Genomic DNA, 23,856 nt, shown 5'->3' with positions numbered 1-23,856 from the left:
CGGGTGGGGAGAATGAGGCGGGCTTCATGCGGAGGGAGTTGACATGAGCAGGACTGAGGAGTTTCAGGCGCTGCGTCCCCTGCTGTTCTCGATCGCCTACCGGATCCTGGGCAGCGTTACCGAGGCGGAGGATGCGGTCCAGGAGACCTGGCTGCGCTTCGACGCCTCCCCGGCGCAACCACGCTCCACCAAGGCGTTCCTGGCGACCGTCGTGACCCGGATCTCGATTGACGTGCTGAACTCGGCCCGGGTGCAGCGGGAGCAGTACGCGGGGCCGTGGCTCCCGGAGCCGCTGCTCACCGACCCCTTCGAGGACCCGGAACGGTCGGCGCAGCTGGCCGACTCCGTGTCGATGGCGGCTCTGCTGCTGCTCGAACGGCTCAGCCCGCTCGAGCGTGCGGTCTTCGTGCTGCGGGAGGTTTTCGACTTCGGCTTCCCCGAGGTCGCGGCCGCAGTGGGGCGCTCGGAGGCGGCGTGCCGCCAACTCGCGGTGCGTGCCCGCCGTCACATGGACGCCGGGCGTCCCCGCTTCGAGGCGGACCGCGTCGAGCGCGAGGAACTCGCGTTGCGGTTCTTCGACGCCATCCGCGAGGGCGACGTCGACAGCCTGCGGGAGCTGCTCGCAGCCGACGTGTCGATGATCAGCGACGGCGGTGGCAGGGCGCCGCACCTGCCGCGGGCGATCGACGGCGCAGAGAACGTGGCCAGGCTGTTCGTCTCCGTCTTTCCCTCGATGGCTCGGATCGGGGTGACGTTCGAGGCGCACGACATCAACGGCCAGCCGGGTGCGATCTTCCGCGACCGGCACGGCAGGGTGCTCCACGCCCTGGCCCTCGATGCCCTCGACGGACGGATCCAGACGATCCGCTCGGTGATCAACCCCGACAAGCTGCGGCACGTGGGCCCGGTAGCGGATGCGTGGGCCGTCGACCGCGAGGTGAGGCGGGCGCGGCACTGACCGGCGGGTGCCGATCACGGCGATCGCGCACCAACGACCGCCCGGTCGTCGCGCAACCCGCTCAGAAGCGCAGCACGGTGAGCAGGAACGTGCCGAGCTCGAGCACGGTTCCCGCCTCGACCCGCACGCGTTCGCCGCGCGGGAGCGGGCGCCGTGGTCCCGCGAGCTGGGCGGCGGCGCTCCCGTTCGTCGAGCCGAGGTCGGTGACGAGCAGGGCGTCGCCGTCCGGCTCGATGAGCGCGTGCGCCTTGCTCAGCGAGTCGTCCCCGCCGAGCGCGAGGTACTGGCAGCCCCGTGCCGCGGCGACGGACTGCGGCGCACGTCCGATCACCACCGCGCCGAGCAGGGGGTAGCGCGTGCCGGACATGTCCTCCAGGCACCAGCGGTCCGGAGCGGAAGGCATGGCGGATGCCGCCCCGGCCCCGTCGTGCGCCACCGTGCCCCCCGCTTCGCTCAGCCGCGCTCGAGCCCGAGCACGTACTCGCCGAGCTCGAGCCGCACGCCCGCGCCGACCTCGACGTGCTGTCCGTCGCCCAGCTCGATCTCGACCCCGTCCGCCTCGACCACGATCGTGCCGTTCGTCGAGCCGAGGTCCTGGATGCGCATCGCGTCACCGAGCGGCGTCAGCAGAGCGTGCGTCTTGGAGACCGAGCGGGTCGGATCGAGGAGCGCCACCGCGAGCGCCCCGCCGGCCGCGGTCGGGGCGCGCCCGATGACGACCGCCTGTCGCACCGGGACGCGCTCGCCCGCAGGCGTCACGAGCGCCCAGGCCGGTCGGCGCGGGGCGAGCACCGTGGCCTCGTCGTCCTCATCCAGGGTCGAGGGCGCCCGGCCGCCGACGCCCGGCACGCGCAGACCGACCGGAAGGCGGTCGATGCGCACGGTCGGCTGGGGCGACGCGACCGGCAGACGCGGATCGGTCGGGTCGGGCACCGGCGATTCCGACGACGGAACGGATGCCGGCCGCGACACGGTCGCTGCGCCCGGAGGCTCGACCCGGTGACCGCAGTTGCCGCAGAACAGGGCGCCCTCGTGCAACGGCCAGCCGCAGTTCGCACAGGTCATGAGTCGTTCCGCCCTCCCCCGGGCACTCCCATGCACACGATAGCGAGTGCGCGACTGTCCCACGTCGGACGACGGGCGTCAGCCGAACCGCTCCCACGCGCGCAACCGCCGCGCCGAGACTCCGAACGCAAGTGCGGAGCCCGCGACGATCACGACTGTCGCGGCGGCGATGCTCAACCACGGAACGTACAGGTGCACGTCACCCGGAGCGGCCCAGACGGTGATCACCGTGGCGGCCAGGGCGCTGACCACGGCGACGACGATGACAGTCGCCAGCACGAACCCGAGCTGCGCCGCAAGCACGAGGCGAGCCCAGCGCGGTCGCAGACCCGTCGCGATGATCCCGGCCAGATCGGGGCGAAGGGCTCGCACGGCGCTCGCGACGTAGTAGAAGACGATCACCAGCGCGAGCAGCGCGATCCCCGCCGCGGACAGCCACGACCAGACAGGCTCCGAGAACGAGAAGGGGTCTTTGTAGTAGCCGATCCAGTCGGGGTTGACGCCGAGCGTGCCGGCCACCGTCGCGGCCCGGGCGAGCTGAGCGGAGGTCACTCCTGTGTATACGAGACGCTCGTTGTCCAGGGGGATGCCGCGCCCGTCGGCCGTGCTCCGCAGAATGAAACCGCCGGAACTGCGATAGCTCGGATCCAGCCTCTCGTCGAGCATCGCCGGAAGAGTCACCGTCGCGACCGATTCGGCTTCCGGTTGCACGTCGATCCGCGACACGTCGGGCGCTGTGGTCCTCAGTACGCCGCCGCTCTCGAGCAGGCGCCGTTGCGCGGATGCCAGCGGCTGATTCAGATAGCGCTCGAGGTCTGTCAACGACTCGAACGCGACGAGCGCGCCGTCGCCCTCGGACGTCTCAGCCGAGGCGTCCGCGACGGTCAGCGGATCCGCGAGTCCGAGCGCCGACTCGACCTCCCGCTGCAGCGCGGCACGATCGGACTCGGCGTCCTGGTAGGTCCGCAGCTGGACCTGATCCGGGGGCACGACGGACTCGGTCGACGCATTGACGCTCGCGATCGTGCTCGTGACGAAGGTCGTCAGACCGAATGCCACGACGAGGAGGGCGGTGATGCCCACGACGACCCAGGCCGTGGGGCGCCTGTCCCGCCGTAGCCGTCGCTGCGCAAGGCGCACCGCGAGATTGCCGGACTCGCGGATGAGGGCCAGATCGAGCAGGAACGGCGCGAGCATGGTCACCGCGACACCGAGCAGAAGGAGGCCCGTCAGCTGCCAGTCCAGCGTCGGACGACGGACCTGAGCCACCCCGACGAACGCCACGAGGACCGCCACCGCGGGAAGCACCTGACGAGCGGTGGGGAGGCGATGACGTGCGTTGGATTCGCGCCGGTCCCGCGCGCCCCGGAAGGCCACCTGACCGATCACGACCCCCGCCACGGAGAGAGCGAGGATGCGAAGGCCGATCGCCTCCGGCGATCCGAACGGGCCGAGAACGGAGTCCGAAAGGGCGTCCTCGATCGGCCGTGCGACGAAGCCGCCTATCAGCCAGCCCGCAGCGACGCCGAGGACGGCGGCGATCAGGACAGAGCCGTACAGTGCCAGCACGCTGCTCCCGCGCGTCCTGCCGTATGAGATCCCGGTCTCGAACATGGTCAAGCGGACGCGGTAGCTGAAGCGCGTCATGAATGCTGTGGCGAGGATCGCCGCGATGAACGGGGCGATCGTGGTCGAGAGCACCGATTCGATGGGCTCGGATTCCACCCGAGCGGCCATATCGACTCGGCTGTCGACTCGCGACGATCCCTCGAGGCTCGACGGTGTCGATGCCGCCCGGGCGGCGAGACGTCCGAGGTGGGCGTTGGCTCGCCCGTTCCAGCGCACGTCAACGCTCAGGCTCTCGTCGATACGCATGGCTTCCCGGTCCGAGAGCTTCGACAGTGCGCCGAGAGCGCCCGGGTCGATCAGCACCGTTCGCCCGGAACGGTCGTAGTCATCGCTCACCACACCCGAGACGGTGAGCTGAAGGGCTCCACCGAAGAACGAGAGGTGCGAACCGACCGGATGGCGGGCCGCGACATCGCTCGACACCGCGGCGGTGTGCTCGCTCGGCCACGACCCCGATCGGAGCCTGTAGACGGCGGGAAAGGGGTTCGCGGACCATTCATCGGCCCTGACGGTGACACCGAGGTCCGACCCATCCGGCTCGATGTCCGCCATCAGGTAGCCGATGTCGACCTCGTCGGCGCCGTGCGCCGTGAGCGTCTCGATCAGCGCGCGCGAGCTCGGCGTGGGATCGTCGCCCACCGGAACGACTGTCACGCCGTCGATGCGGTGCTCGAACCGGCCAAGGCTCCGATCCGCCGCCTGGGCGCCGGACAGGTGCGTGCCAGCCAGGAGACCGGCCAGCACCACGATCGCGGCCGCGACGGCGAACACGACCGCGGCGCCCGCTCGAACGGGCCGGGCACGAAGGAAGAAGAGGGCGAGAGAGAGCGATCGCATCATCGCGGCGCAGTCGACGCCGACGCGACGTCCGAGATCACCGCGCCATCGCTCATGGTCACGACGCGATCGGCGATCTCGCGCGCGAGCGGATCGTGGGTCGCCACCAACACGCACACCCCGGCCCGCGCCAAGTCCCGGAGCACGCCGAACACCGCGCGCGAGTTCTCCGAGTCCAGCGCACCGGTCGGCTCGTCGGCGAGCAGCACTCCGCGCTCGCCCGCGATGGCCCGCGCGATTCCCACGCGTTGCTTCTGACCGCCCGAGAGCTGAGCGGGGGCACGACCGCCCAACCCGGCCACACCCACGGAGGACAGCGCCGTGTCCGCGGCCCGGCGAGCGTCGCCGGACGAGAACCCGCGCGCTCGAAGCGGGAGCATGACGTTCTCCAGCGCCGTGAACTCCGGGATGAGATTGTGATCCTGGAACACGACGCCGACGTCGCGCAGACGCACGTCGGCTCGATCGGCCTCCGAGAGCGCGACGATGTTCCGCCCCCCGACCTCAACAACGCCCGAGTCGGGCACCGTCAGCCCGCCGATGACGTTGAGCAGGGTGGTCTTGCCCGAGCCGCTCGATCCGAAGACGGTGACGAGCTCGCCGTCCGCGGCATCGAGGGTCACCCCGTCGAGCGCGACCACGGTCTCGACGGCGCTGACGTAGGAGAGGTCGACGTTGCGGAGGGCGATGCGGCTCACCGTTCAGCAGCTCCCGTCGGTCTTCCACGGGGTGAGCGTGTCTCGCCAGCCTGCGGCCAGGGCAGGGCCACCACCGTCTTTCTCATGGTGCTGCCCCTTTCGCCCTCGCCCCGCGCGAGCACGCTCGCAATCTACGTTGCTCCCTGCCCCCCGAACAAGGGATCAGAAATGGCTACAGCGCCCGAGAACCGCTGCGCGCCTCGAGGCGGAGGTGCACGAGGCTCGCCACGGTCGCGATCGCCATCGCCCCGACGATGACGCCGAGCGAGACGAGGGTCGAGATCTCCGGCGCCCACTCGACGTGGTGACCGCCGTTGATGAACGGCAGCTCGTTCTCGTGCAGGGCGTGCAGGAAGAGCTTGACGCCGATGAAGGCGAGGATGAAGGCGATGCCGTACTTGAGGAAGATCAGCTTCTCGATGAGGTCGCCGAGCAGGAAGTACAGCTGCCGCAGTCCCATGAGCGCGAACACGTTCGCCGTGAACACGATGAACGGGCTCTGCGTGATGCCGAAGATCGCCGGGATCGAGTCGATCGCGAACAGCAGGTCGGTCGTGCCCAGGGCGATGAACACGATGATGACGGGCGTCCAGGCGCGCTTGCCGCCCTCATCCGTGCGCAGCCGGCCGCCGTCGAAGCGGTCGACGATGTGGATGCGGCGGCGCAGCAGTCGGATGAGCGCGTTCTCGCCCCCGTCGTCGCCGTCCTCCTTCGAGAACGCCTGCCGAGCGGCGGTGACCACGAGGAAGACGCCGAAGACGTAGAAGATCCAGCTGAGGTTCGCGATGAGCTGGGCGCCGATCACGATGAAGATGCCGCGGAAGACGAGCGCGAGGATGATGCCGACCATCAGGATCTCCTGCTGGTACTTCCTCGGCACGCTGAACCTGCCCATGATGATGAGGAAGACGAACAGGTTGTCGATCGACAGGCTGTACTCGGTGAGCCAGCCGGCCACGAACTGGCCCGCGTGCTCGGCGTCGCCGATCGCGAGCATGAGGCCTGCGAAGACGAGCGCGAGCAGCACGTAGAAGCCGATCCACAGCGCGGACTCCCGCGCGGACGGAACGTGCGGCCTGCGGTAGGCGAGCACCACGTCGGCGGCGAGGATGAGCAGCAGCACGACGTAGGTGCCGATCTCGAACGCGATCGGGAGCTGGAGCATCGGTGGGGATCCTGTCGGGGTCTCGGGCGCGCCCCCGTTCCCGGGTGCCCGGCTTCCCGGGTGCGCGATGGCCCGAAAGTCTCTCCCGCATCCGTGCTCACCTGGTGAACGGATGCCGTCGCGCCCGGATCCGTGACGGCACGGAACGTGTTGACGAGCGCGACGAGCCGGGATACTCCCCCTCGTCGGCGACCAGTCTAGGTGGCGCGTCGAGGGGGTGGATACCCTGGGCGCGTGACGGTGGAGACCCTCTCGGTATCGGCGGCGGCGGCGCTGCTCGGCGTGAGCGACGACACGGTGCGGCGCTGGGTCGACGCGGGCCGGCTCGCCGCCTCGCGCTCCCCGCGCGGGCGGTTGGAGATCGACGGGCGCGACCTCGCCCGGCTCGCGCAGGAGCTCGCCGCCTCGTCGCCGCTCGCCGAGGAGTTCCCGGGCCACCGCACGAGCTCCCGCAATCGCATCACGGGCATCGTCACGGCCGTGACGCGCGACACCGTCATGGCGCAGGTGGAGCTGCAGGCCGGTCCGTTCCGGGTGGTCTCGCTCCTGAGCCGTGAGGCAGCCGACGAGCTCGGCCTCGAGCCCGGGGTCGTCGCGGCCGCGACGGTGAAGGCGACGAACGTCTCGGTGGAGCTGCCGGGCTGAGCTCAGCCGCTCGCCGCCGCGCGGAGCGCATCGAGCGCCACCCCGACGGCCGCGCGCTCGAGCGTCGCGGGGCGCACGGCGACGACGATGCGCCGGTGCTCGACGTCCGCGAGCGGCACGGCCACCGCATCCGGCCGGTCCTGGATCGCGAGCGCGGGCAGCACGCCGACCGACAGCCCGGCGCCGACGTGCGCGAGCAGCGTCGGGTAGCTCGGCAGGCGCGCGGCGACGACCGGCTCGAACCCGGCCGCGCGGCACATCCGCGGCACGAGCTCGCCGAGGTAGCTGCCCGCGGCGTCGAGCGCCCAGCGCTCCCCGGCGAGGTCGGCGATCGCGATGCTGGAACGGCCGGCGAGCCGATGCCCGGCCGGGAGCACGACGCGCAGCGGGTCGCGCGCGAGCGGCACGACCCGGATGCCGGGGCCGAGCAGCGCGCCGTCGCCCTCGTCGACCGTGACGGCGAGCTCGCAGCGCCCCTGGCGCAGGGCGACGATGCTCTCCCGCGGCTCGAGCTCGAGCACCTGCACCTCGACGCGCGGGTGCCGTCCGGCGAGCGCCGCCGTCGCCACGACGAGCACCGGCTCGACCGAGCTCGCGAAGCCCGCGATGCGCACGAGCCCCGCGGGGCCCTGGCCGACCTCGACGAGCAGCGCCTCCATGGCGTCGAGCCGGTCGCGCAGGTCGCGCGCGGCGACCGCGAGGGTCGCGCCGGCCGGGGTGAGGCGCAGCGATCGTCCGCCGCGCTCGAAGAGCGTCGCGCCGGCCTCGCGCTCGAGCTGCCCGAGCTGCTGCGACACGGTCGACGGGCTGAGCAGCAGCTCGGCCGCGACGCCGCGCACCGTGCCGACCCGCTCGAACGACTCGAGCAGGCGCAGTCGCCACGGATCGAGGGGCATGCCCCGCACTCTACTGTTCGGCCGGCCCGCACAGCCTGCGCGCGCATCCGCTCTCGATCGCACAGCGGGGCGCCGCTACGGTCGTCGCATGACCGACCTGCGCGAGCCCGCGACGACCACGACCGCCGGCCCCGGCCCGGCACCCGACCGGGCCGCCGTCCCCGGCCCCCACCGCGCCTCCGACGCCGCGCCGGACGCCGCGTTCTGGGCGGATGCCGACGCCCACCTGCTGCGCTACGGCGCGCACTGGGTTCCCGAGATCATCGACCGGGCGGCCGGCAGCTTCGTCTACACGGAGAGCGGGCGCCGCATCCTCGACTTCACCTCGGGGCAGATGAGCGCGATCCTCGGCCACGCGCACCCGGCGATCGTGGAGACGGTTCGGCGGCAGATCGGCGTGCTCGACCACCTGTACAGCGGGATGCTGTCGCGGCCGGTCGTCGACCTCGCGCGCCGCCTCACCGAGACGCTGCCGGCGCCGCTCGACACCGCCCTGCTGCTCACGACCGGCGCCGAGTCGAACGAGGCCGCCATCCGTCTCGCGAAGCTCGTCACGGGCGGGCACGAGGTGGTCTCGTTCGCGCGATCGTGGCACGGGATGACCCAGGCCGCGGCGAGCGCCACCTACAGCGCCGGCCGCCGCGGCTACGGTCCGGCGGCACCCGGCAACATCGCCATCCCGACGCCCGACGCGTTCCGGCCCGGGATCACGGATGCCGACGGCGCGCTCGACTGGCGGCGTCAGCTCGATCTCGCGTTCGAGCTCGTCGACGCGCAGTCGACGGGCGCGCTCGCGGCGTGCATCGTCGAGCCGATCCTCAGCTCGGGCGGCATCATCGAGCTGCCGCTCGGCTACCTCGCGGCGCTCAAGCTCAAGTGCGAGCAACGCGGCATGCTGCTGATCCTCGACGAGGCGCAGACCGGCCTCGGCCGCACGGGCCACTGGTACGCGTTCGAGCGCGACGGGGTCACTCCCGACATCATCACGCTCTCGAAGACGCTCGGCGCGGGACTGCCGCTCGCCGCCGTCGTCACCTCGCGCGAGATCGAGGCGCGGGCCGCCGAGCGCGGCTTCCTGTTCTTCACGACGCACGTCTCCGATCCGCTCGTCGCGGCCGTCGGGCTCACCGTGCTCGACGTCATCGAGCGCGAGTCGCTCGTCGCGCGTGCGGCGGAGGCGGGCGCGCTGCTGCGCGCGGGGCTGCTCGAGATCCAGGGGCGGCATCCGGTGGTCGGCGACGTGCGCGGACGCGGCCTGCTGCAGGGCCTCGAGCTCGGCCGGCCGGACGACGCGGCGGGCTCGACCGACGCGCTCGGCGCCGCGGTCACCCGGCGCTGCCTCGAGCTCGGGCTGCACATGAACATCGTGCAGCTGCCGGGCATCGGCGGCACGTTCCGCATCGCGCCGCCGCTCACGAGCACGGATGCCGAGCTCGCCCTGGGCCTGGAGGTCCTCGACCAGGCGCTCGCGGACGTCGTCCCCGCCTGACTCCCGCCCGCGGCCCGCCCGTGGCTGGGGCCGGGCCGGGCCGGGCCGGGCCGGCTCGGGGTCAGGCCGGCGCGAGGGAGGCGCGCACGCGCGACAGGGACGCTCCGAGGCCCCAGCGGGCATCGAGCTCCGCGAGCGCGGCCCCGTCGATCGGGCGCGGGTCGAGGGCTCCGGGCGCGAGCGGCACGTCGCGCGCGACGGCCACGACGCGCGGCGCAACGGCGAGATAGCCGGATGCCGCCCGGAGCCTCGCCGTGACGGTCGCCGCGAGCGTGCCCGCGTCGGCCGCCGCGAGGACGCCCGCGAGCGAGCCGTGCTGCGCGAGCAGCGCCGCGGCCGTCTTCTCGCCGATGCCCGCGACGCCCGGCAGTCCGTCGGAGGCGTCGCCGCGCAGGGTCGCGAAGTCCGGGTACTGCGCCGGGCTCACGCCGTACTTCGCGGCGAGCGCCGCATCCGTCAGCACCTCGAGCCGGCTCATGCCGCGCCCGGTGTAGATCACGCGCACGCCGCGCGCGTCGTCGACGACCTGGAACAGGTCGCGGTCGCCGGTGACGACGTCCACGCGCGGTCCGGCGACGCCGTCGGATGCGGTGGCCGCGATCGTGCCGATGACGTCGTCCGCCTCGTAGCCGGCCGCGCCCACGATCGGGATGCCGAGCGCGGTGAGCACCGCGCGGATGACGGGAACCTGGGCGGTGAGCTCCGGTGGCACAGTCTCGACGTCGGGCCCGTCCGCGACGAGGCGTTCGACGCGGTGCGCCTTGTACGACGGGATGAGCGCGACGCGCCAGGCCGGGCGCCAGTCGTCGTCCCAGCACGCGACGACGTCGGCGGGGCCGAACTCGCCGACGAGCCGCGCGATCATGTCGAGCAGCCCGCGCACGGCGTTCACCGGCTCGCCCCGCGGCGACCGCACCGTGTCGGGCACGCCGTGGAACGCGCGGAAGTACATCGCCGCGGTGTCGAGCAGCATGAGGCGCGCCGTCGTCATGGGCCCAGTGTGCCCCACACCGCCAGCGTGCCCGGGAGTATGCCGGGCGCCCCGTCCGCTCCCGTACCCTGAGAGCGACGGACCCGAGGAAGGCACACGGATGCAGCGCACGGCTCGACGCAGCGCCCGACCCACGGCTCGGCGCAGCGCCCGACGCGCCGTCGCGGCGTTCGCGGCCGCGCTCTCGCTCGCCCTCACGGCGCTGCTCGCCCCGACGGCCGCGAACGCCGAGCCCCCGCGCCGCCTGCCCGAGACGCACCTCAAGCAGAACCACGCGCTGCACTACGAGAAGCAGTGCGGCCGGGCGAACGGGCGCTTCGCCTGGCGCGGCACGAAGGGCGTCCAGTGCCACCTGATGGACACCGGCGCGATCGTGGCGCTGCACCGGGGGCGCGCGTTCGACCGCTCGCGCTACACCGGCACGCCCGTCGAGAAGCAGCTGAAGTACATCGCCGACTACTGGCACACGACGGGGCCCGCGGACCGGTTCGGCTACATCCCGAACGAGAACTGCGCCAACTTCGTCTCCCAGACCCTCGTCGCCCGCGGCTGGCGGATGACGAAGAACTGGTACTACCGCGGCGGCCGGCACTCGCCGTCGTTCACGTCGTCGACCGAGCTCGGTCAGTACCTGAGACTGAAGGGCGCCGTGAAGCTCACCGACAGCACGAAGAACCGCAAGCGGGTGCGCGTCGGCGACATCGTGCAGTTCGACTGGGAACGCGACGGCAAGACCAACCACAGCGCCGTGATCACGAGGATCGTGAAGAAGAAGCACGGCGTGATCAAGATCTTCGTCGCCGAGAGCGCGGACCCCTACCAGTACCGCTCGATGAACCAGATGATCCACCGGGTGCATCCGGGCGGCAAGGCCTGGTTCTGGCGACTGCCCGACGACGCCTGAGCCGCCACCGCATCCGTCGTCGCGGAGCGGATGCGGCCCGCCGCGACCGTTCGTGTCGTCGCGTTACGAGACGCCCACCGGCGCGAGGCCCGCGTCCGTAACGTGAGAACTCCCGTCTGCGCTGACGGGACCGCATCCACAGCACCGATGCGTCTCTCCCTCCCGACACCCTGGAGTTCCGTACCGCCATGCCCACCGCACTCTCGAAGAAGATCGCGGTCGCCGTCTCGGCGACAGCACTCGTGCTCACCGCCGCCGCCTGCAGCTCCGGCACCCCGAGCGACACCGACAGCACACCCGGCGCCGGTTCCACCGCGTCGGGCAAGACCGACATCACCGTCGGCTTCAACCCCGGCCCGTACGAGCAGATGTTCGTCGACGGCATCGAGCCCATCCTCGAGAAGGAGGGCTACACGGTGAACGTGCAGGACTTCTCCGACGGCATCACGGTGAATGTCGCGGTCGCGCAGGGCGAGATCGACGCGAACATCATGCAGCACCCGATCTACCTCAAGTTCATCGACGAGCAGCAGGGCATCGACAACGTCGCTCTCGTGCAGATCCCGACCCCGAACATGGCGCTGTTCGGCGGCAAGAAGTCGTCGCTCGACGACATCGCCGACGGCGACACGGTGAGCGTGCCGAACTCCCCCTCGAACCTCTACCGCGCCCTGCTCGTGCTGCGCGGCGCCGGTCTCATCGACTTCGACGACATCGACGACCCGAACACCGCGGACACCTCGATCATCACGAAGAACCCGCACAACCTGGTGTTCACGCCCATCGACAACGCGCAGCAGGTGCCGACCCTGCAGGACGTCGACTACGCCGTCATCCAGGGCAACTTCATCATCTCGGGCGGCCTCGACTACGCCGACGCCCTCGCCGTGGAGAAGCAGCCGGTCGACTTCTCGAACGTCGTGGCCGTGCGCAGCGAGGACGTCGACTCCGACTGGGCGAAGGCGATCAGCGACGCCTACCACTCGCAGTCGTTCATCGACTACATCAACGGCGACCCGACCTACACGGGCTACAACGTGCCGGAGTGGTTCCACTGACGAGCGACGGACACGTCGTCTTCGAGGGCGTCAGCAAGACGTTCCCGGGCACGCGGAGGGCCACCGGCACGGTGGCCCTCCGCGACGTGTCCCTCGACATCGCCCCCGGCACGATCTACGGGGTCATCGGCTACAGCGGGGCCGGCAAGTCGACGCTCATCCGCACCGTCAACGGACTGGAGCAGCCGACCGCGGGCCGGGTCCTCGTGGACGGCACCGACGTCGCGAGTCTCTCCGGCCGCGCCCTGCGCGACGCGCAGAAGCGCACCGGCATGATCTTCCAGCAGTTCAACCTGCTCGAGACCGTGCGCGCCCGCGACAACGTCGCGCTCCCGCTGCGCCTGGACGGCGTGGGCGCCCGGGAGGCACGCGCCCGCGCGGATGAGGTGCTCGAGTTCGTCGGCCTCGGCGGCAGGGCCGACAGCCACCCGGGCGAGCTCTCCGGCGGTCAGAAGCAGCGCGTCGGCATCGCCCGGGCGCTCGTGCGCCAGCCGCGCATCCTGCTCGCGGACGAGGCGACGAGCGCGCTCGACCCGACCACGACCGGGCAGATCATCGAGCTGCTGCGGCGCATCAACAGCGAGTACGGCACCACGGTGCTCGTCGTCACGCACGAGATGGACGTCATCCGCGATCTCGCCGGCCGGGTCGCCGTCATGGAGGGCGGCGCCGTCGTCGAGGAGGGCGCCGTGCTCGACGTGTTCGTGCACCCGCAGCAGCCGATCACGCGCGACTTCGTGACCACGGTCGTGCCGCAGCACCTGCCCGACCGGGTGCGCACCGACCTCGGCGGCGCGGCGCTGTGGCGCCTGCTGCTGCTCGACGATCAGGTCGTGCAGCCCCTCGTGTCGACCGTCGTCACCGAGCTCGGCGTCTCGGTGAACATGCTGCACGCCGACATGACCGAGATCCAGGAGCACACCGTCGGCCAGATGATCGTCGCGGTCGACGGCCCCGCCGACCGGGTCGCCGCCGCGCGGGCGTACCTCGCGGAACGCGTCGTGAGCCTCGAGGAGGTCGACGCGTGAACTTCTTCGACTGGCTGTCCGGCGCCACCGCGGTCACGCCCGGCGAGGACCGCCTGACCTTCGTCACCCGCGACATGTTCGTCAAGGCGATCGGCGAGACGCTGCAGATGGTGGGCGTCGCGCTCGTGTTCGGCACCATCCTCGGCATCGCGATCGGCGCGACGCTCGCGCTCACCCGGCGGGGCGGCATCCTGCGCCAGCCCGTCGTCTACGGCGTGCTCAGCGTGGTCGTCAACCTCATCCGCTCGCTGCCGTTCATCATCCTGCTCGTCGCGATCCTGCCGTTCACCCGGCTCGTCGTCGGCACCGGCATCGGCACCTGGGCGGCGATCGTCCCGCTCACGGTCATGGTCGCGCCCTACATCGGCCGCCTCATCGAGAACTCGCTGCTCGAGGTGCCCGCGGGCCTCATCGAGGCGGCGCGGGCGATGGGCGCCTCGCCCTGGCAGATCCTCGTCAGGGTGCTCATCCCCGAGGCGCGCGGCTCGCTCGTGCTCGCCATCACGATCGCCACGATCGGGCTGACGGATGCCACGGCCATGGCCGGCACGGTCGGCGGCGGCGGTCTCGGCACGATCGCCCTCGACTACGGCTGGCAGCGCTACGACGCGTTCGCGATGCTCGTGACCGTCATCGCGCTCATCGTGCTCGTGCAGCTCATCCAGCTGCTCGGCACGCGCATCTCCCGACGGTTCCGGAGGCGCTGAGCGTGGTGCAGTACCGACCGGCGGCGCGCGTCGCCGCGTTGCCGCCGAACTTCTTCGGCGCGATGGACCGCGAGATCGCGAAGCTCGCGGCCGAGCCCGGTCCGCGCGTCATCAACGTGTCGAAGGGCAACCCCGACCTGCCCACGCCCGAGGCGATCGTGACGGCGATGCAGGCGGCGGTCGCATCGCCGTCGAACCACCGCTACCCGGCCTATCTGCCGCGACCGAAGCTCGCCGAGGCGATCGCCCTGCGCTACCGCGATGACCACGGCGTCGACATCGATCCGGCGACCGAGGTCGCGATCTTCCACGGCTCGCACGAGGGCATCATGGCGGGCATCGTCGCGCTCGCCGGCCCGGGCGCCGCGGTCGTGCTGCCCGACCCCGGCTACCCGGCGTACGCGTCGGCCGTGCAGCTCGCCGAGGCGCGCGCCGTGACCCTGCCGCTCGTGCCCCCGACGTACCAGCCCGACCTCACGGCGCTCGACGGGCTCGAGGGCGCCGCCGTGCTCGTGCTCAACTACCCGAACAACCCGACCGGCGCGCTCGCGCGGCCCGAGACGTTCGTCGGCGCGGGCGAGGCGGCCCGGCGGCTCGGCGCCGTGCTGCTGCACGACTTCGCCTACGCCTCGCTCGGCTTCGACGGACGCCGTCCGCTCTCCGCGCTCGCGATCGACCGCGGGCACGAGGTGACCGTCGAGCTCTCGACGCTCTCGAAGACCTACTCGATGGCGGGCTGGCGGTTCGGCTACGCGGCGGGCAACGCATCCGCGATCGCCGCGATGCGCGCCTACCAGGTGCACGCCTTCTCGACGATCTTCGGCGCCACCCAGGACGCCGCGACGGCGGCGCTCACCGGGTCGCAGGATGCCGCGGCCGAGCTCGTCGCGATCTACGAGCGACGTCGCGACCTCGTCGTCGAGGGACTGCGCCGCATCGGCTGGGAGCCGGAGTCGCCCGAGGGCAGCTTCTTCGTCTGGGTGCCGGTGCCGGGCGGGGGCGACGACGTAGCCTTCACGCAGCGACTGCAGCGCGAGGCCCGGGTCGCGGTCGCGCCGGGCTCGGGCTTCGGCGCCGGCGGCGCCGGCCACATCCGTCTCGGCCTCGTGCACGACGAGGCGACGCTCGCCGAGCTGATCGACCGGCTCGCGGCCTTCGGGGCCGCGCCCACGACCACCGCTGTTCCCTAGGAGGTACCCATGGCAGAGATCGAGAGCTTCCAGCTCGACCACACCGTCGTCATCGCGCCCTACGTGCGCCTCATCGCCGTCGAGCACGGCCCGCACGGCGGCACGATCTCGAACTTCGACATCCGTCTCACGCAGCCGAACGAGCAGGAGATCCCGACCGCGGGCGTGCACACCCTCGAGCACATCCTGGCCTCGCTGCTGCGCGACCGGCTCGACGGCATCATCGACCTCTCCCCGTTCGGCTGCCGCACGGGTTTCCACTTCATCGTGTGGGGCGAGCCCACGGTCGCCGAGGTCGTGGCGGCGTTCGTCGACGCGCTGCGGTTCGTCGCGTTCGAGGCGGTCGAGGCGGATGTGCCGGGCGTCTCCGCCGTGCAGTGCGGCAACTACCGCGACCACAGCCTGCACACCGCCAGGGAGTGGGCGAAGGTCGTGCTCGATCGCGGCGTGAGCCTCGACCCCTACGAGCGCGTGCTCGCCTGACCGCTTTTGCAACCCAGGGGTTGCATCATTCCATCCCATGTGCAACCCTGGGGTTGCGGTCGAGTGACCGCTCCGACCGCAGAGGGGTTCACCATGACCGACAGCACAGCATCCGTCGCCGACGCCGACACGTTCAGCGTGCGGCGCAGCATCCGCATCGCCGCACCGCCCGAGACGGTGTGGACGGCGATCACTGAGCCCGCGCTCATCTCGCGCTGGTTCGGCCGCGCCGAGTTCGACGGATCCGGTGCCGGCGCGCTCGGGACGCTGAGCTGGGACGACCGCGAGCCCATCCCCGTGCGCATCGAGAGCGTCGACGCCCCCCGTTCGATCAGCTACCGCTGGTCGAACGACGACGCGGGCGTTGCCCCGGCGGAGAGCAGGTTCGACCGCTCGACGGTCTTCACGTTCACACTCGACGCGTCCGGCGATGGCACGCTCCTGACCGTGGTCGAGACCGGCTTCGAGACGACGAGCGAGCCGGTCGCCGACCTCGAGCTCCACCGCCAGGGCTGGGACTCGGAGCTCGATGAGCTCATCTCGCTGCTCGCGGACCTCGGTGCCGGCCGGTGAGCACGGCGACGCTCGTGCCCGTGCTCGCCGCGCTCGGCGACGACAGCCGATGGAGCATCCTCGGGGCGCTCGGCGAGGGCGAGGCGTCCGCATCCGCGCTCGCCGATCGCCTGCCGATCACCCGGCAAGCGATCGCCAAGCACCTCGCAGTGCTCCGCGAGGCAGGCCTCGTGGTGCCGGTGCGCGCGGGCCGCGAGGTGCGCTACCGGGTACTCGGCACCGAACTCTCGGCGACCGCGCGACGACTCGACGCGATCGGCGTGGCATGGGATCGTCGCCTGGCCGCGATAGCGGAGATCGCCGAGTCGCTCTGAACGGTTCAGCACGGCGCGCGCGTCGCTCCTAGAGTGAGCCGATGGGAACGAGCGATCGAGAGGGCTCCCGCTCGCAGCGGCGCAAGGCGGAGACACGGGCGCGGATCCTGCGAGCCGGGAACGAGCTGTTCTCCGCTCGCGGCTACGGCGGCACGTCCATGGAGGGCATCGCCGAGGTCGCCGATGTCGCCGTCCGCACCCTCTACCTGCACTTCCCGTCGAAGGCGGCGATCCTGCTCGGGTTCCAGGACGACTGGGTCGACGCGTTCGTCGACCGGGTCTGCGCCCGGCCGCTCGCCGAACCCGTCGCCGACTCCGTCGCCCACGCGCTCGATCAGCTCGTAGCCGACGGCTGGCCCGACGCGACCTTCGGCGCGATGCCGGAGCCGCATCCGGTCGTCGACCTGATCGCGGACGGCGCGCCGGACATCGCCGGCCACATCCTGCAGGGCTGGATCCGCGCGCAGGAACAGATGATCCGGGCGTGGGCCCCGCGGTGCCCGCCGGGCTCGCTCGTGCCCGCGACGCGAGCCGCAGCGGTGTTCACGAGCTGGATCGCCACCCTCCTCGTGGTCCGCGACGGCTACCGGTCGGGCACGCTCGATCCCGCCTCGTCGGGGAACGCCGTCGGTCGCGAGGTCGTGGCGCACCTCCCCCTCGTGTGAGGACGTTCTGCGCGCGTGAGGACGGTTTGCGCCGTCCTCACACGCGCAGAACGTCCTCACACGGGGTTGGCCGGGCACGGGGTTGGCCGGGCACGGGGTTGGCCGGGCAGGGGGATTGGCCGGGCACGAGGGGTGGCCGGGCCGTGCTACGCGGAGGCGACCACCCCGGCCGACTCCTCGCGGTGCGGCAGCGTCCAGCCCGGGCGCACGTAGTGGCAGGTGTAGCCGTTCGGGTACTTCTCGAGGTAGTCCTGGTGCTCCTCCTCGGCCTCCCAGAACGCGCCGGCGGGCTCGACCTCGGTGACGACCTTCCCGGGCCAGAGGCCGGAGGCGTCGACATCCGCGATGGTGTCGAGCGCGACCCGCTTCTGCTCGTCGTTCTCGTAGAAGATCGCGGAGCGGTAGCTGCGGCCGATGTCGTTGCCCTGCCGGTTCCTCGTCGACGGGTCGTGGATCTGGAAGAAGAACTCGAGCAGCTCGCGGTACGAGATCACGTCCGGGTCGAACACGATCTCGACCGCCTCGGCGTGGTCGCCGTGGCGGCGGTAGGTCGCGTTCGGCGTGCTGTCGTCACCGGAGTAGCCGACGCGGCTGGAGATCACCCCGGGGCGGCGGCGCAGCAGCTGCTGGGCGCCCCAGAAGCATCCGCCGGCGAGGATCGCGGTCTCGGTGGTCATGTCAGCTCTCCTTCGTGTCGAACAGGCCACGGTAGTCGCCGTAGCCCTCGGTCTCGAGCTCGGCGACCGGCACGAAGCGCAGGGCCGCCGAGTTGATGCAGTAGCGCAGGCCGCCCTGATCGGCGGGCCCGTCGTCGAACAGGTGACCCAGGTGGCTGTCGCCGTTCGCGGAGCGCACCTCGGTGCGCCGCATCCAGAAGCTCCGGTCGTCCTTCTGCACCACGTGCGCGGGCTCGATCGGACGGGTGAAGCTCGGCCAGCCCGACCCGCTGTCGAACTTGTCGGTCGACGAGAACAGCGGCTCGCCGGAGACCACGTCGACGTAGATGCCGTCGTCGTGGTTGTCCCAGTAGCGGTTGCGGAACGCGGGCTCGGTGGCGTCCTCCTGGGTCACGGAGAACTGCGCGGGCGTCAGCTTCGCGATCGCGTCCGGGTCCTTGCGATAGCCGCGCGTACTGGTACCGGTGGTGGTGGCGTCGTCGGTCATGGGGGTCACTCCTCGAGTGCTCGGCGGAGCCGCTGGCTGCGGCTCTCGATACAGACAACAACGGATGCCGCCGCAGAGTTCCCGCGCTGGGCGCGACCTGCGTGTCGACCGCGCAGCACCGCTCCTGCCAGGATCGCGGTATGCCCGTCGCCCGCTCCGAGGTCGGATTCGTGCTGGCCGTGCCGCCCGCGGCCGTCGTCGACCACCTGTCGCGAGCCGAGAGCTGGGTCGGGCTCTCGCCGCTCGTCACGGCGGTCCGCGACGTGGACGAGACCGACGGCGTCGTGCGCTACACGGCCGTCGAGGTCGTCCCCCTCCCCGGCGGGCTGCGCTGGACGAACCTCATCCGCGTGAGCATCGAGCGCTCCGACGCGGCCGTCTGGGGCCACGTCGACAGCCCGGGCGGCGTCACGCTCGACTACCGCTACGAGCTCGCCGCGATCGCCGACGGATGCCGCGTCACCGACGCGATCGAGGTGCGCGCGCCGCTGGGCCTCACCCGGTTCGCGATGTCCCGCGCGGCGGCGGTGCAGCGGGCGCGCGGCCCGATCCTCGCGGCGCGACTGGAGCACTGAGCGCTCACCGCCCGGCGGCCGCGGCGGCGCGGGTCGCGACGTCGAGGTAGTTCGCGGCGTTCGGCACGCGCACGACGGCGCGCAGCACGAGCTCGTCGACCGTGCGCCGGTACGCGTCGAGGCCGCCGGCCGCGACACCCGCCGCATCGATCGCGGCATCCGCGGGGTCGACGCCGGTCGCCGCGAAGTTGCGCGCGTAGGCGGGGATGCCCGCGTACATCGCGATCTGCGCGTCGAGGGCTGCCCGCGCATCGGCGTCGACGGCGGTGCGCAGGTAGAAGATCGATCGCGGGGCGTCGCGGGGCACCGCCGACCGCGGCTCGCGCGTCGCCCCGGCCGCCGCCCGCAGGTCGCGCGTGGCCTCGGCCGCGGCGGCCGGCGTGAGCCAGTTCAGCAGCACCCCGTCCGCGTCGCGGGCCGCGAGCTCCCGCATCCGCGGGCCGAGCGCGCCGACGACGATCCGGGCGCCCGACCCGTCGCGGAGGGCGCGCACGGTGGCGCGCACGCGTGCGAGCGGATGCCGCAGCCCGCCCGCTCCGAGGCCGATGACCAGGCGATCGACGGGCAGCCGGCGCGCCGAGACCGCGTCGCGGATGCCGTCGGCGGTCCACCGGTCGAGGGCGAGCACGCCGCTCGCGAGCCGGATGCGCGTGGTCGCCCCGGCCGCCGCCGCGAGCCCGGCGAGCGCGTCGCCGTGCGGCGTGTCGTTGAGCCAGAAGCTCGCGTACCCCAGTGCCTCCGCTCGCGCGGCCACCTCGGCCACGACATCCGCGGCGGTGTCTCCGGGCAGCCCCAGGCCGAGCTCGGCGGGTTCGGCGCTCATCGCTCCATCATGCGCGCTCGACGTCGGCCGCCGGGCGCGCGCGGGCGGGACGGCCGGCGGATCGGAACCGCGTCACCGCGACCTAATGATGATTATAATCGTCGAATGACCAGTATTATTACATCACGCCCGACACGACGCTCCGCTCGCCGGCCGCTCGTGATCGCCGTCCTGCTCGTGGCCATGACGTGCCTGTGGTCGATCGCCGTGCCCCTGCTCGACATCCGGCTCCGCGTCACCGGGCTGCCGACGGGATCCCTCGTCACGCTCCCGATGGTGCTCGGCGCGACGCTCGCCGGCGCTGCGGCGAGCTGGGGCCTCCTCGTGCTGTTCGAGCGCAACGCCGCGCGGGGGCGCACCGTCTGGCGAGTCCTCGGGACGGCGCTGCTGCTCGCATCCCTGCTCGGGCCGATCTCGCTCGGCGCCACCCCGGCGACGACGGTCGCCCTCCTCGCCATGCACGTGCTCGCGGGCGTCGCCCTGCTCGTCTTCCTCCCGGGCGCCCGGCGACGGGAATCGGCGGCCTAGCGGTCGGCCGGGCGTTCGGGCGAGACGACGAGCAGCGTCACATCGCACAGGCCGTCCACCGCCCGGTAGACGTGCCTCGTGTCGGCCGCGAAGCGCGCGTAGTCCCCGGCGCGCAAGGTCACCGGATCGGATGCCGGTCCGGTGACCAGGGTTCCGGAGTGCACGAGCAGGTGCTCGGTGGTCCCGCGCGGATGCTCGTCCGAGACCCGCTCCGGGCCGGACACGGTCATCGCGTACACGTCGACGCGCGCGCTCGACGAGGGGATCTCGGCGAGCAGGGTCGCGACGAGCGAGTCGCCGACGACCTGAGCACCCTCCCCCGCGCGCACGACGACGGTCGGCGACGGATCGGCCGATCGGGGCAGGAGGTCGCCCAGCGCGATCTCCAGCGTGTCCGCGAGCGCGTACATCGTCTCAAGCCGGGGATTGCCGCCGCCGCCCTCGATCGCGGTGAGCGTCGCGCGGGCGACACCCGAGCGCGAGGCGAGCTCGGTCACGGTGAGGCCGCGATCCCGCCGAGCCTGGCGCAGTCGCGCGCCCACCGCCCTGCCGAACCCCTCCACGTCGCGACTCTACTGGTCGCTCGACGCGCTCGCGAAGGCCGGCTCGATCCGCGCTTGCGGTTTTTACTTGCATGGGTAACACTGTTACTCATGCAAGTAACGAGCGGCCGCCGATCACAGATCGTGGAGGCGATGATCGAGGTCATCGCGAGCGAGGGCGTGCGCGCCGCGTCGTTCGCGCGCATCCGCGAGCACGCCGGTCTCTCGAGCACCCGGCTGATCTCCTACCACTTCGACTCACGGGCCGAACTGCTCGGGGCGGCGCTCACGCGCATCATCGAGCTCGCGAGCGAACGGATGTCGCCGCGCATCGCCGCCGCGACGACGTCGCGCGGCAGGCTCGAGGCCTACATCCGTTCGAACATCGAGTTCCTCGCCGAGCGACCGGACTACGCGGTGGCCGCCGTGGAGATCCTCTCCGCGATCGGGACGCCGGCCGACGAGGATGCCGCCGCCGACACCGCGGAACAGCTCCTGACCCGGCTGTTCGCCGACGGTCAGCTCGCCGGCGAGATGCGGACGCTCGACGCCGCCCTGTACGCCTCCGCCGTGCGCGCGGCGATCGACCGCGCCGTGACCCGGTTCGCGCGCACCCCGGGCCTCGACCTGCACCGCTGCGCGGACGAGCTCGTCGAGCTCTTCGACCGGGCCGTCCGCCCCGAGTGATCCATCGCCGTCCCGCCCCGACCGACGGGGCGGGTCGATCCGGCACGCGCCCGCGCGCGCCCCGAATGAAAGAAGGAACCCCCATGACATCCTCGATCCCCGGTCGCGAACTGCTCGACCACCCGAGCGCCCAGCGCGGTTTCGCCGCGGTGCGGGCGCTGCTCCTCGTGCTCTTCATCGTCAGCGCCGCATCCCTGCTGTTCGCGTACGTCGAACGGGCCGACGGCGATCTCGTGAACACCGTCGTGTGGATCCGCGGCATCGCGGTCGTCGCGGCGGCCGTCGTGCTCTACGCGTTCGCCGCCCTCGCGGCGCGCGGCACGGCGTGGGCGTATCGCCGGCTCCGCCTGCTCGCGTTCCTGATCCCGTGCGGCATCGTGCTGCTCATCGTCGCCCCCGGCGAGTTCCCGCTCTGGATGAAGGTCGAGCAGGCGGTGTGCGGTGTGCTCGTGCTGGCCACCGGCATCATCCTCAGCCGCGGTCACATCCGCGGGCACTTCCTCGGACTCGCCCGCGCGCGCCGGTGACGGCGGCCCGCCGCCCCCTTCCCTCCGCCGCCGTCGAGGGAGGGGGGTGGCTCCAGTGCCTCCCATGGCGCCGCGCGGCGACCTAGCCTGACCCCATGGACGCATTGCGTGATCAGGTGCGCGAGTTCCTCGGCTCGCGGCGGGCGCGGATCTCCCCCGCGGATGCCGGACTGCCCGCGTACGGCGGCAACCGTCGCGTGTCCGGGCTCCGCCGCGAGGAGGTCGCGATGCTCGCGGGGGTGTCGGTCGACTACTACACGCGCCTCGAGCGCGGCAACCTCTCGGGGGCGTCGGAGAGCGTGCTCGACGCGATCGCGACCACCCTCGGGCTCGACGAGGCGGAACGCGACCACCTCTTCGACCTGGCCCGGCAGGCGGGGCCCGCGCGCAGGCGACCCGTCAAGCCGGCGACAGCGGTGCGGCCGGCCGTGCAGCAGGTGCTCGACGCGATCGGCGACGCCCCCGCCGCGGTGCGCAACCACCGCCACGACATCATCGCGACGAACCGGCTCGGCGCCGCGCTGTACTCCCCCGTGTTCGCGGACGGCCGGCGCCCCGCCAACACCACCCGGTTCATCTACCTCGACCCGGCGGCGCGCGAGTTCTGGCGCGACTACGACCGCATCGCGAACGACGCCGCGGCGATGCTGCGACTCGAGGCCGGGCGCAATCCGCACGACCGCGCGCTCATCGAGCTGATCGGCGAGCTGTCGACGCAGAGCGAGCTGTTCCGGCAGCGCTGGGCCGCGCACGATGTGCAGTTCCACCGTCACGGCCTGAAGCGGTTCCACCACCCGGTGGTCGGCGACCTCGACCTCGACTACGAGTCGATGGAGCTGCCGAGTGAGCCCGGTCTCGTGCTCAACGTCTACACGGCGGCCGCCGGCACGCCGACCGCCGACGCGCTCGCCGTGCTCGCGTCGTGGGCGGCGGCCGAGGCGGCGACCCGGGAGGGCGGATCGCCGCGGGTCACTCCGCGGGATATTCGTCGTCGGTGAGCTTGTCGCCCCACACGGTCGCGGGCTCCCCGCCGCCCGGCGCGGGCGACTCCCACAGCGCCAGGTGGCACATGAACTGGTCGGCCGCCGCACCGTGCCAGTGCCACTCGCCGGCCGGGGTGTAGACGGTGTCGCCCGGGAGCAGCTCGATGAGCTCCTCGCCGCGGGACTGCACGTAGCCGCGCCCCTCGGTGACGTGCAGGGTCTGCCCGAGCGCGTGCCGGTGCCAGGCGGTGTGCGCACCCGGGGTGAACCGCACGAGGTTGAGGCTCGCGCGCGACGGCTCCTCGCCGGCGTAGTAGGCGTTGAAGTAGACGTCGCCCGAGAACCACTCGGCGGGCCCCTTCACGGTCGGGCGCTTCGGTTGCTTCCGGGTGCTCATGAGCTCTCCTTCGTATCGGATGCGATCGTGCCGGATGCGGCACGGCGGGCCGCCGCGACCGCGGGAACGATCAGTACGAGCGTCGCCACCAGGCAGAGTCCGAGCAGCACGCTACCTCCGGTGAAGGCCGTGGCGACCTCCCTGGTGACGGCGACGGTCGCGCTCGGCGCACCGGCATCCGCACCCGCCGAGACGGCGACGAGGATGCCGAGACCGAGCGCCATGCCGACCTGGTGGAAGCTGTTGACGAGCCCGGACGGGCCGACGACGAGGCCGAGGCGCGCGCACCGATCGCCCACCGTCCGGTGGGAGCGACGCCGACGAGGAGGGATGCC

At 72.1% G+C, this 23,856-nt stretch carries 30 protein-coding genes; 17 read left to right on the top strand and 13 right to left on the bottom strand.

The features are described from left to right. The first annotated feature begins 43 nt into the window (after positions 1-43). A complete protein-coding gene (locus QT381_RS11890; RefSeq protein ID WP_289249189.1) occupies positions 44-958 on the top strand; it encodes an RNA polymerase sigma-70 factor in 915 nt (304 codons plus the stop codon). A gap of 61 nt (positions 959-1,019) precedes the next feature. On the opposite strand, the gene QT381_RS11885 is transcribed toward QT381_RS11890, so the two are convergent. From QT381_RS11885 to QT381_RS11865, 5 genes are all read right to left on the bottom strand, one after another. Further along, on the bottom strand, positions 1,020-1,361 hold the full coding sequence (locus QT381_RS11885; RefSeq protein ID WP_289249187.1) for an FHA domain-containing protein: 342 nt from the start codon (positions 1,359-1,361) through the stop codon (positions 1,020-1,022). A 50-nt stretch (positions 1,362-1,411) separates the two neighbouring features. Further along, entirely contained in the window at positions 1,412-2,023 is a 612-nt protein-coding gene (locus tag QT381_RS11880; protein ID WP_289249186.1) for an FHA domain-containing protein, read from the bottom strand. Positions 2,024-2,101: 78 nt separating this feature from the next. Then, positions 2,102-4,492 (bottom strand): hypothetical protein, encoded by a 2,391-nt coding sequence (locus tag QT381_RS11875; RefSeq protein WP_289249185.1) that lies wholly within the window; start codon positions 4,490-4,492, stop codon positions 2,102-2,104. After that, complete coding sequence (locus QT381_RS11870) at positions 4,489-5,187, bottom strand: ABC transporter ATP-binding protein (RefSeq protein WP_289249184.1); 699 nt, start codon at positions 5,185-5,187, stop codon at positions 4,489-4,491. Before QT381_RS11870 ends, QT381_RS11875 begins: the two co-directional genes overlap by 4 nt. Before the next feature lie 172 nt (positions 5,188-5,359). Then, positions 5,360-6,352 carry a TerC family protein gene (locus QT381_RS11865; protein ID WP_289249183.1) on the bottom strand — a complete coding sequence of 331 codons (993 nt, stop codon included), beginning with the start codon at positions 6,350-6,352 and terminating at the stop codon, positions 5,360-5,362. Positions 6,353-6,592: 240 nt separating this feature from the next. Between QT381_RS11865 and QT381_RS11860 the strand changes: the two genes are divergently transcribed. Then, positions 6,593-6,997, top strand: a complete 405-nt coding sequence (locus tag QT381_RS11860) for a TOBE domain-containing protein (RefSeq protein ID WP_289249206.1) — start codon at positions 6,593-6,595, stop codon at positions 6,995-6,997. A 2-nt stretch (positions 6,998-6,999) separates the two neighbouring features. Here QT381_RS11860 and QT381_RS11855 read toward each other — a convergent pair whose 3' ends face one another. Continuing rightward, positions 7,000-7,893, bottom strand: a complete 894-nt coding sequence (locus QT381_RS11855) for a LysR family transcriptional regulator (protein WP_289249182.1) — start codon at positions 7,891-7,893, stop codon at positions 7,000-7,002. 88 nt (positions 7,894-7,981) lie between these two features. Here QT381_RS11855 and QT381_RS11850 point away from each other — a divergent pair, with 88 nt between their 5' ends. After that, positions 7,982-9,382, top strand: a complete 1,401-nt coding sequence (locus tag QT381_RS11850) for an aspartate aminotransferase family protein (RefSeq protein ID WP_289249177.1) — start codon at positions 7,982-7,984, stop codon at positions 9,380-9,382. A gap of 61 nt (positions 9,383-9,443) precedes the next feature. Here QT381_RS11850 and QT381_RS11845 read toward each other — a convergent pair whose 3' ends face one another. Then, complete coding sequence (locus QT381_RS11845) at positions 9,444-10,373, bottom strand: 5'-3' exonuclease (RefSeq protein ID WP_289249176.1); 930 nt, start codon at positions 10,371-10,373, stop codon at positions 9,444-9,446. Positions 10,374-10,473: 100 nt separating this feature from the next. Here QT381_RS11845 and QT381_RS11840 point away from each other — a divergent pair, with 100 nt between their 5' ends. The 9 genes from QT381_RS11840 (at position 10,474) to QT381_RS11800 (ending at position 17,295) form a co-directional block, all read left to right on the top strand. After that, complete coding sequence (locus QT381_RS11840) at positions 10,474-11,277, top strand: amidase domain-containing protein (RefSeq protein WP_289249174.1); 804 nt, start codon at positions 10,474-10,476, stop codon at positions 11,275-11,277. Between the two features lie 188 nt (positions 11,278-11,465). Beyond that, positions 11,466-12,335 (top strand): MetQ/NlpA family ABC transporter substrate-binding protein, encoded by an 870-nt coding sequence (locus tag QT381_RS11835; RefSeq protein WP_289249170.1) that lies wholly within the window; start codon positions 11,466-11,468, stop codon positions 12,333-12,335. Next, complete coding sequence (locus tag QT381_RS11830) at positions 12,323-13,363, top strand: methionine ABC transporter ATP-binding protein (protein ID WP_289249169.1); 1,041 nt, start codon at positions 12,323-12,325, stop codon at positions 13,361-13,363. The genes QT381_RS11835 and QT381_RS11830 overlap by 13 nt, the downstream gene beginning before the upstream one ends. Further along, the gene (locus tag QT381_RS11825; protein WP_289249160.1) at positions 13,360-14,070 is read left to right on the top strand and encodes a methionine ABC transporter permease; all 711 of its coding nucleotides are present in this window, start codon (positions 13,360-13,362) and stop codon (positions 14,068-14,070) included. Before QT381_RS11830 ends, QT381_RS11825 begins: the two co-directional genes overlap by 4 nt. Positions 14,071-14,072: 2 nt before the next feature. After that, on the top strand, positions 14,073-15,260 hold the full coding sequence (locus tag QT381_RS11820) for an aminotransferase class I/II-fold pyridoxal phosphate-dependent enzyme (protein WP_289249158.1): 1,188 nt from the start codon (positions 14,073-14,075) through the stop codon (positions 15,258-15,260). 9 nt (positions 15,261-15,269) lie between these two features. Beyond that, positions 15,270-15,743: an S-ribosylhomocysteine lyase gene (locus tag QT381_RS11815; RefSeq protein WP_289249155.1), complete on the top strand. Its 474-nt coding sequence runs from the start codon at positions 15,270-15,272 to the stop codon at positions 15,741-15,743. Positions 15,744-15,836: 93 nt separating this feature from the next. Next, positions 15,837-16,316, top strand: coding sequence for an SRPBCC domain-containing protein (locus tag QT381_RS11810; protein ID WP_289249148.1), 480 nt, complete (start codon positions 15,837-15,839; stop codon positions 16,314-16,316). Next, positions 16,313-16,630 carry an ArsR/SmtB family transcription factor gene (locus QT381_RS11805; RefSeq protein WP_289249146.1) on the top strand — a complete coding sequence of 106 codons (318 nt, stop codon included), beginning with the start codon at positions 16,313-16,315 and terminating at the stop codon, positions 16,628-16,630. The genes QT381_RS11810 and QT381_RS11805 overlap by 4 nt, the downstream gene beginning before the upstream one ends. Before the next feature lie 41 nt (positions 16,631-16,671). Next, positions 16,672-17,295, top strand: coding sequence for a TetR/AcrR family transcriptional regulator (locus tag QT381_RS11800; protein ID WP_289249142.1), 624 nt, complete (start codon positions 16,672-16,674; stop codon positions 17,293-17,295). A 146-nt stretch (positions 17,296-17,441) separates the two neighbouring features. Here the strand turns inward: QT381_RS11800 and msrA are convergent, their stop codons facing one another. Both msrA and msrB read right to left on the bottom strand, forming a co-directional pair. Further along, positions 17,442-17,972: a peptide-methionine (S)-S-oxide reductase MsrA gene (gene msrA, locus QT381_RS11795; protein WP_289249141.1), complete on the bottom strand. Its 531-nt coding sequence runs from the start codon at positions 17,970-17,972 to the stop codon at positions 17,442-17,444. A 1-nt stretch (position 17,973) separates the two neighbouring features. After that, on the bottom strand, positions 17,974-18,459 hold the full coding sequence (gene msrB, locus QT381_RS11790; RefSeq protein WP_289249140.1) for a peptide-methionine (R)-S-oxide reductase MsrB: 486 nt from the start codon (positions 18,457-18,459) through the stop codon (positions 17,974-17,976). 140 nt (positions 18,460-18,599) lie between these two features. Here msrB and QT381_RS11785 point away from each other — a divergent pair, with 140 nt between their 5' ends. After that, a complete protein-coding gene (locus QT381_RS11785; RefSeq protein WP_289249139.1) occupies positions 18,600-19,034 on the top strand; it encodes an SRPBCC family protein in 435 nt (144 codons plus the stop codon). A gap of 4 nt (positions 19,035-19,038) precedes the next feature. Here the strand turns inward: QT381_RS11785 and QT381_RS11780 are convergent, their stop codons facing one another. Beyond that, a complete protein-coding gene (locus QT381_RS11780) occupies positions 19,039-19,857 on the bottom strand; it encodes an LLM class flavin-dependent oxidoreductase (protein ID WP_289249138.1) in 819 nt (272 codons plus the stop codon). Positions 19,858-19,866: 9 nt separating this feature from the next. On the opposite strand from QT381_RS11780, the gene QT381_RS11775 reads away from it, so the two are divergent. After that, positions 19,867-20,385, top strand: coding sequence for a DUF6069 family protein (locus tag QT381_RS11775; protein WP_353889774.1), 519 nt, complete (start codon positions 19,867-19,869; stop codon positions 20,383-20,385). Here the strand turns inward: QT381_RS11775 and QT381_RS11770 are convergent. Continuing rightward, positions 20,382-20,948: a helix-turn-helix domain-containing protein gene (locus tag QT381_RS11770; protein WP_289249136.1), complete on the bottom strand. Its 567-nt coding sequence runs from the start codon at positions 20,946-20,948 to the stop codon at positions 20,382-20,384. The two genes, QT381_RS11775 and QT381_RS11770, sit on opposite strands and share 4 nt — an antisense overlap. Positions 20,949-21,038: 90 nt before the next feature. On the opposite strand from QT381_RS11770, the gene QT381_RS11765 reads away from it, so the two are divergent. The 3 genes from QT381_RS11765 to QT381_RS11755 all read left to right on the top strand — a co-directional run bounded on the left by QT381_RS11765 (position 21,039) and on the right by QT381_RS11755 (position 23,139). Then, entirely contained in the window at positions 21,039-21,614 is a 576-nt protein-coding gene (locus tag QT381_RS11765) for a TetR/AcrR family transcriptional regulator (protein ID WP_289249135.1), read from the top strand. Between the two features lie 83 nt (positions 21,615-21,697). After that, positions 21,698-22,141, top strand: coding sequence for a hypothetical protein (locus QT381_RS11760; protein WP_289249134.1), 444 nt, complete (start codon positions 21,698-21,700; stop codon positions 22,139-22,141). Between the two features lie 95 nt (positions 22,142-22,236). Then, positions 22,237-23,139, top strand: coding sequence for a helix-turn-helix transcriptional regulator (locus tag QT381_RS11755; protein WP_289249133.1), 903 nt, complete (start codon positions 22,237-22,239; stop codon positions 23,137-23,139). Here QT381_RS11755 and QT381_RS11750 read toward each other — a convergent pair. Both QT381_RS11750 and QT381_RS11745 read right to left on the bottom strand, forming a co-directional pair. Further along, the gene (locus QT381_RS11750; protein WP_289249132.1) at positions 23,111-23,521 is read right to left on the bottom strand and encodes a (R)-mandelonitrile lyase; all 411 of its coding nucleotides are present in this window, start codon (positions 23,519-23,521) and stop codon (positions 23,111-23,113) included. The two genes, QT381_RS11755 and QT381_RS11750, sit on opposite strands and share 29 nt — an antisense overlap. After that, positions 23,518-23,820, bottom strand: a complete 303-nt coding sequence (locus QT381_RS11745) for a hypothetical protein (protein ID WP_289249131.1) — start codon at positions 23,818-23,820, stop codon at positions 23,518-23,520. The genes QT381_RS11750 and QT381_RS11745 overlap by 4 nt, the downstream gene beginning before the upstream one ends. Positions 23,821-23,856 lie beyond the last annotated feature (36 nt).

The sequence above is a fragment of the Galbitalea sp. SE-J8 genome (genome assembly GCF_030345695.1).
Taxonomy (GTDB): domain Bacteria; phylum Actinomycetota; class Actinomycetes; order Actinomycetales; family Microbacteriaceae; genus JAUASV01.
This window is presented reverse-complemented; position numbering and strand designations above follow the sequence as displayed.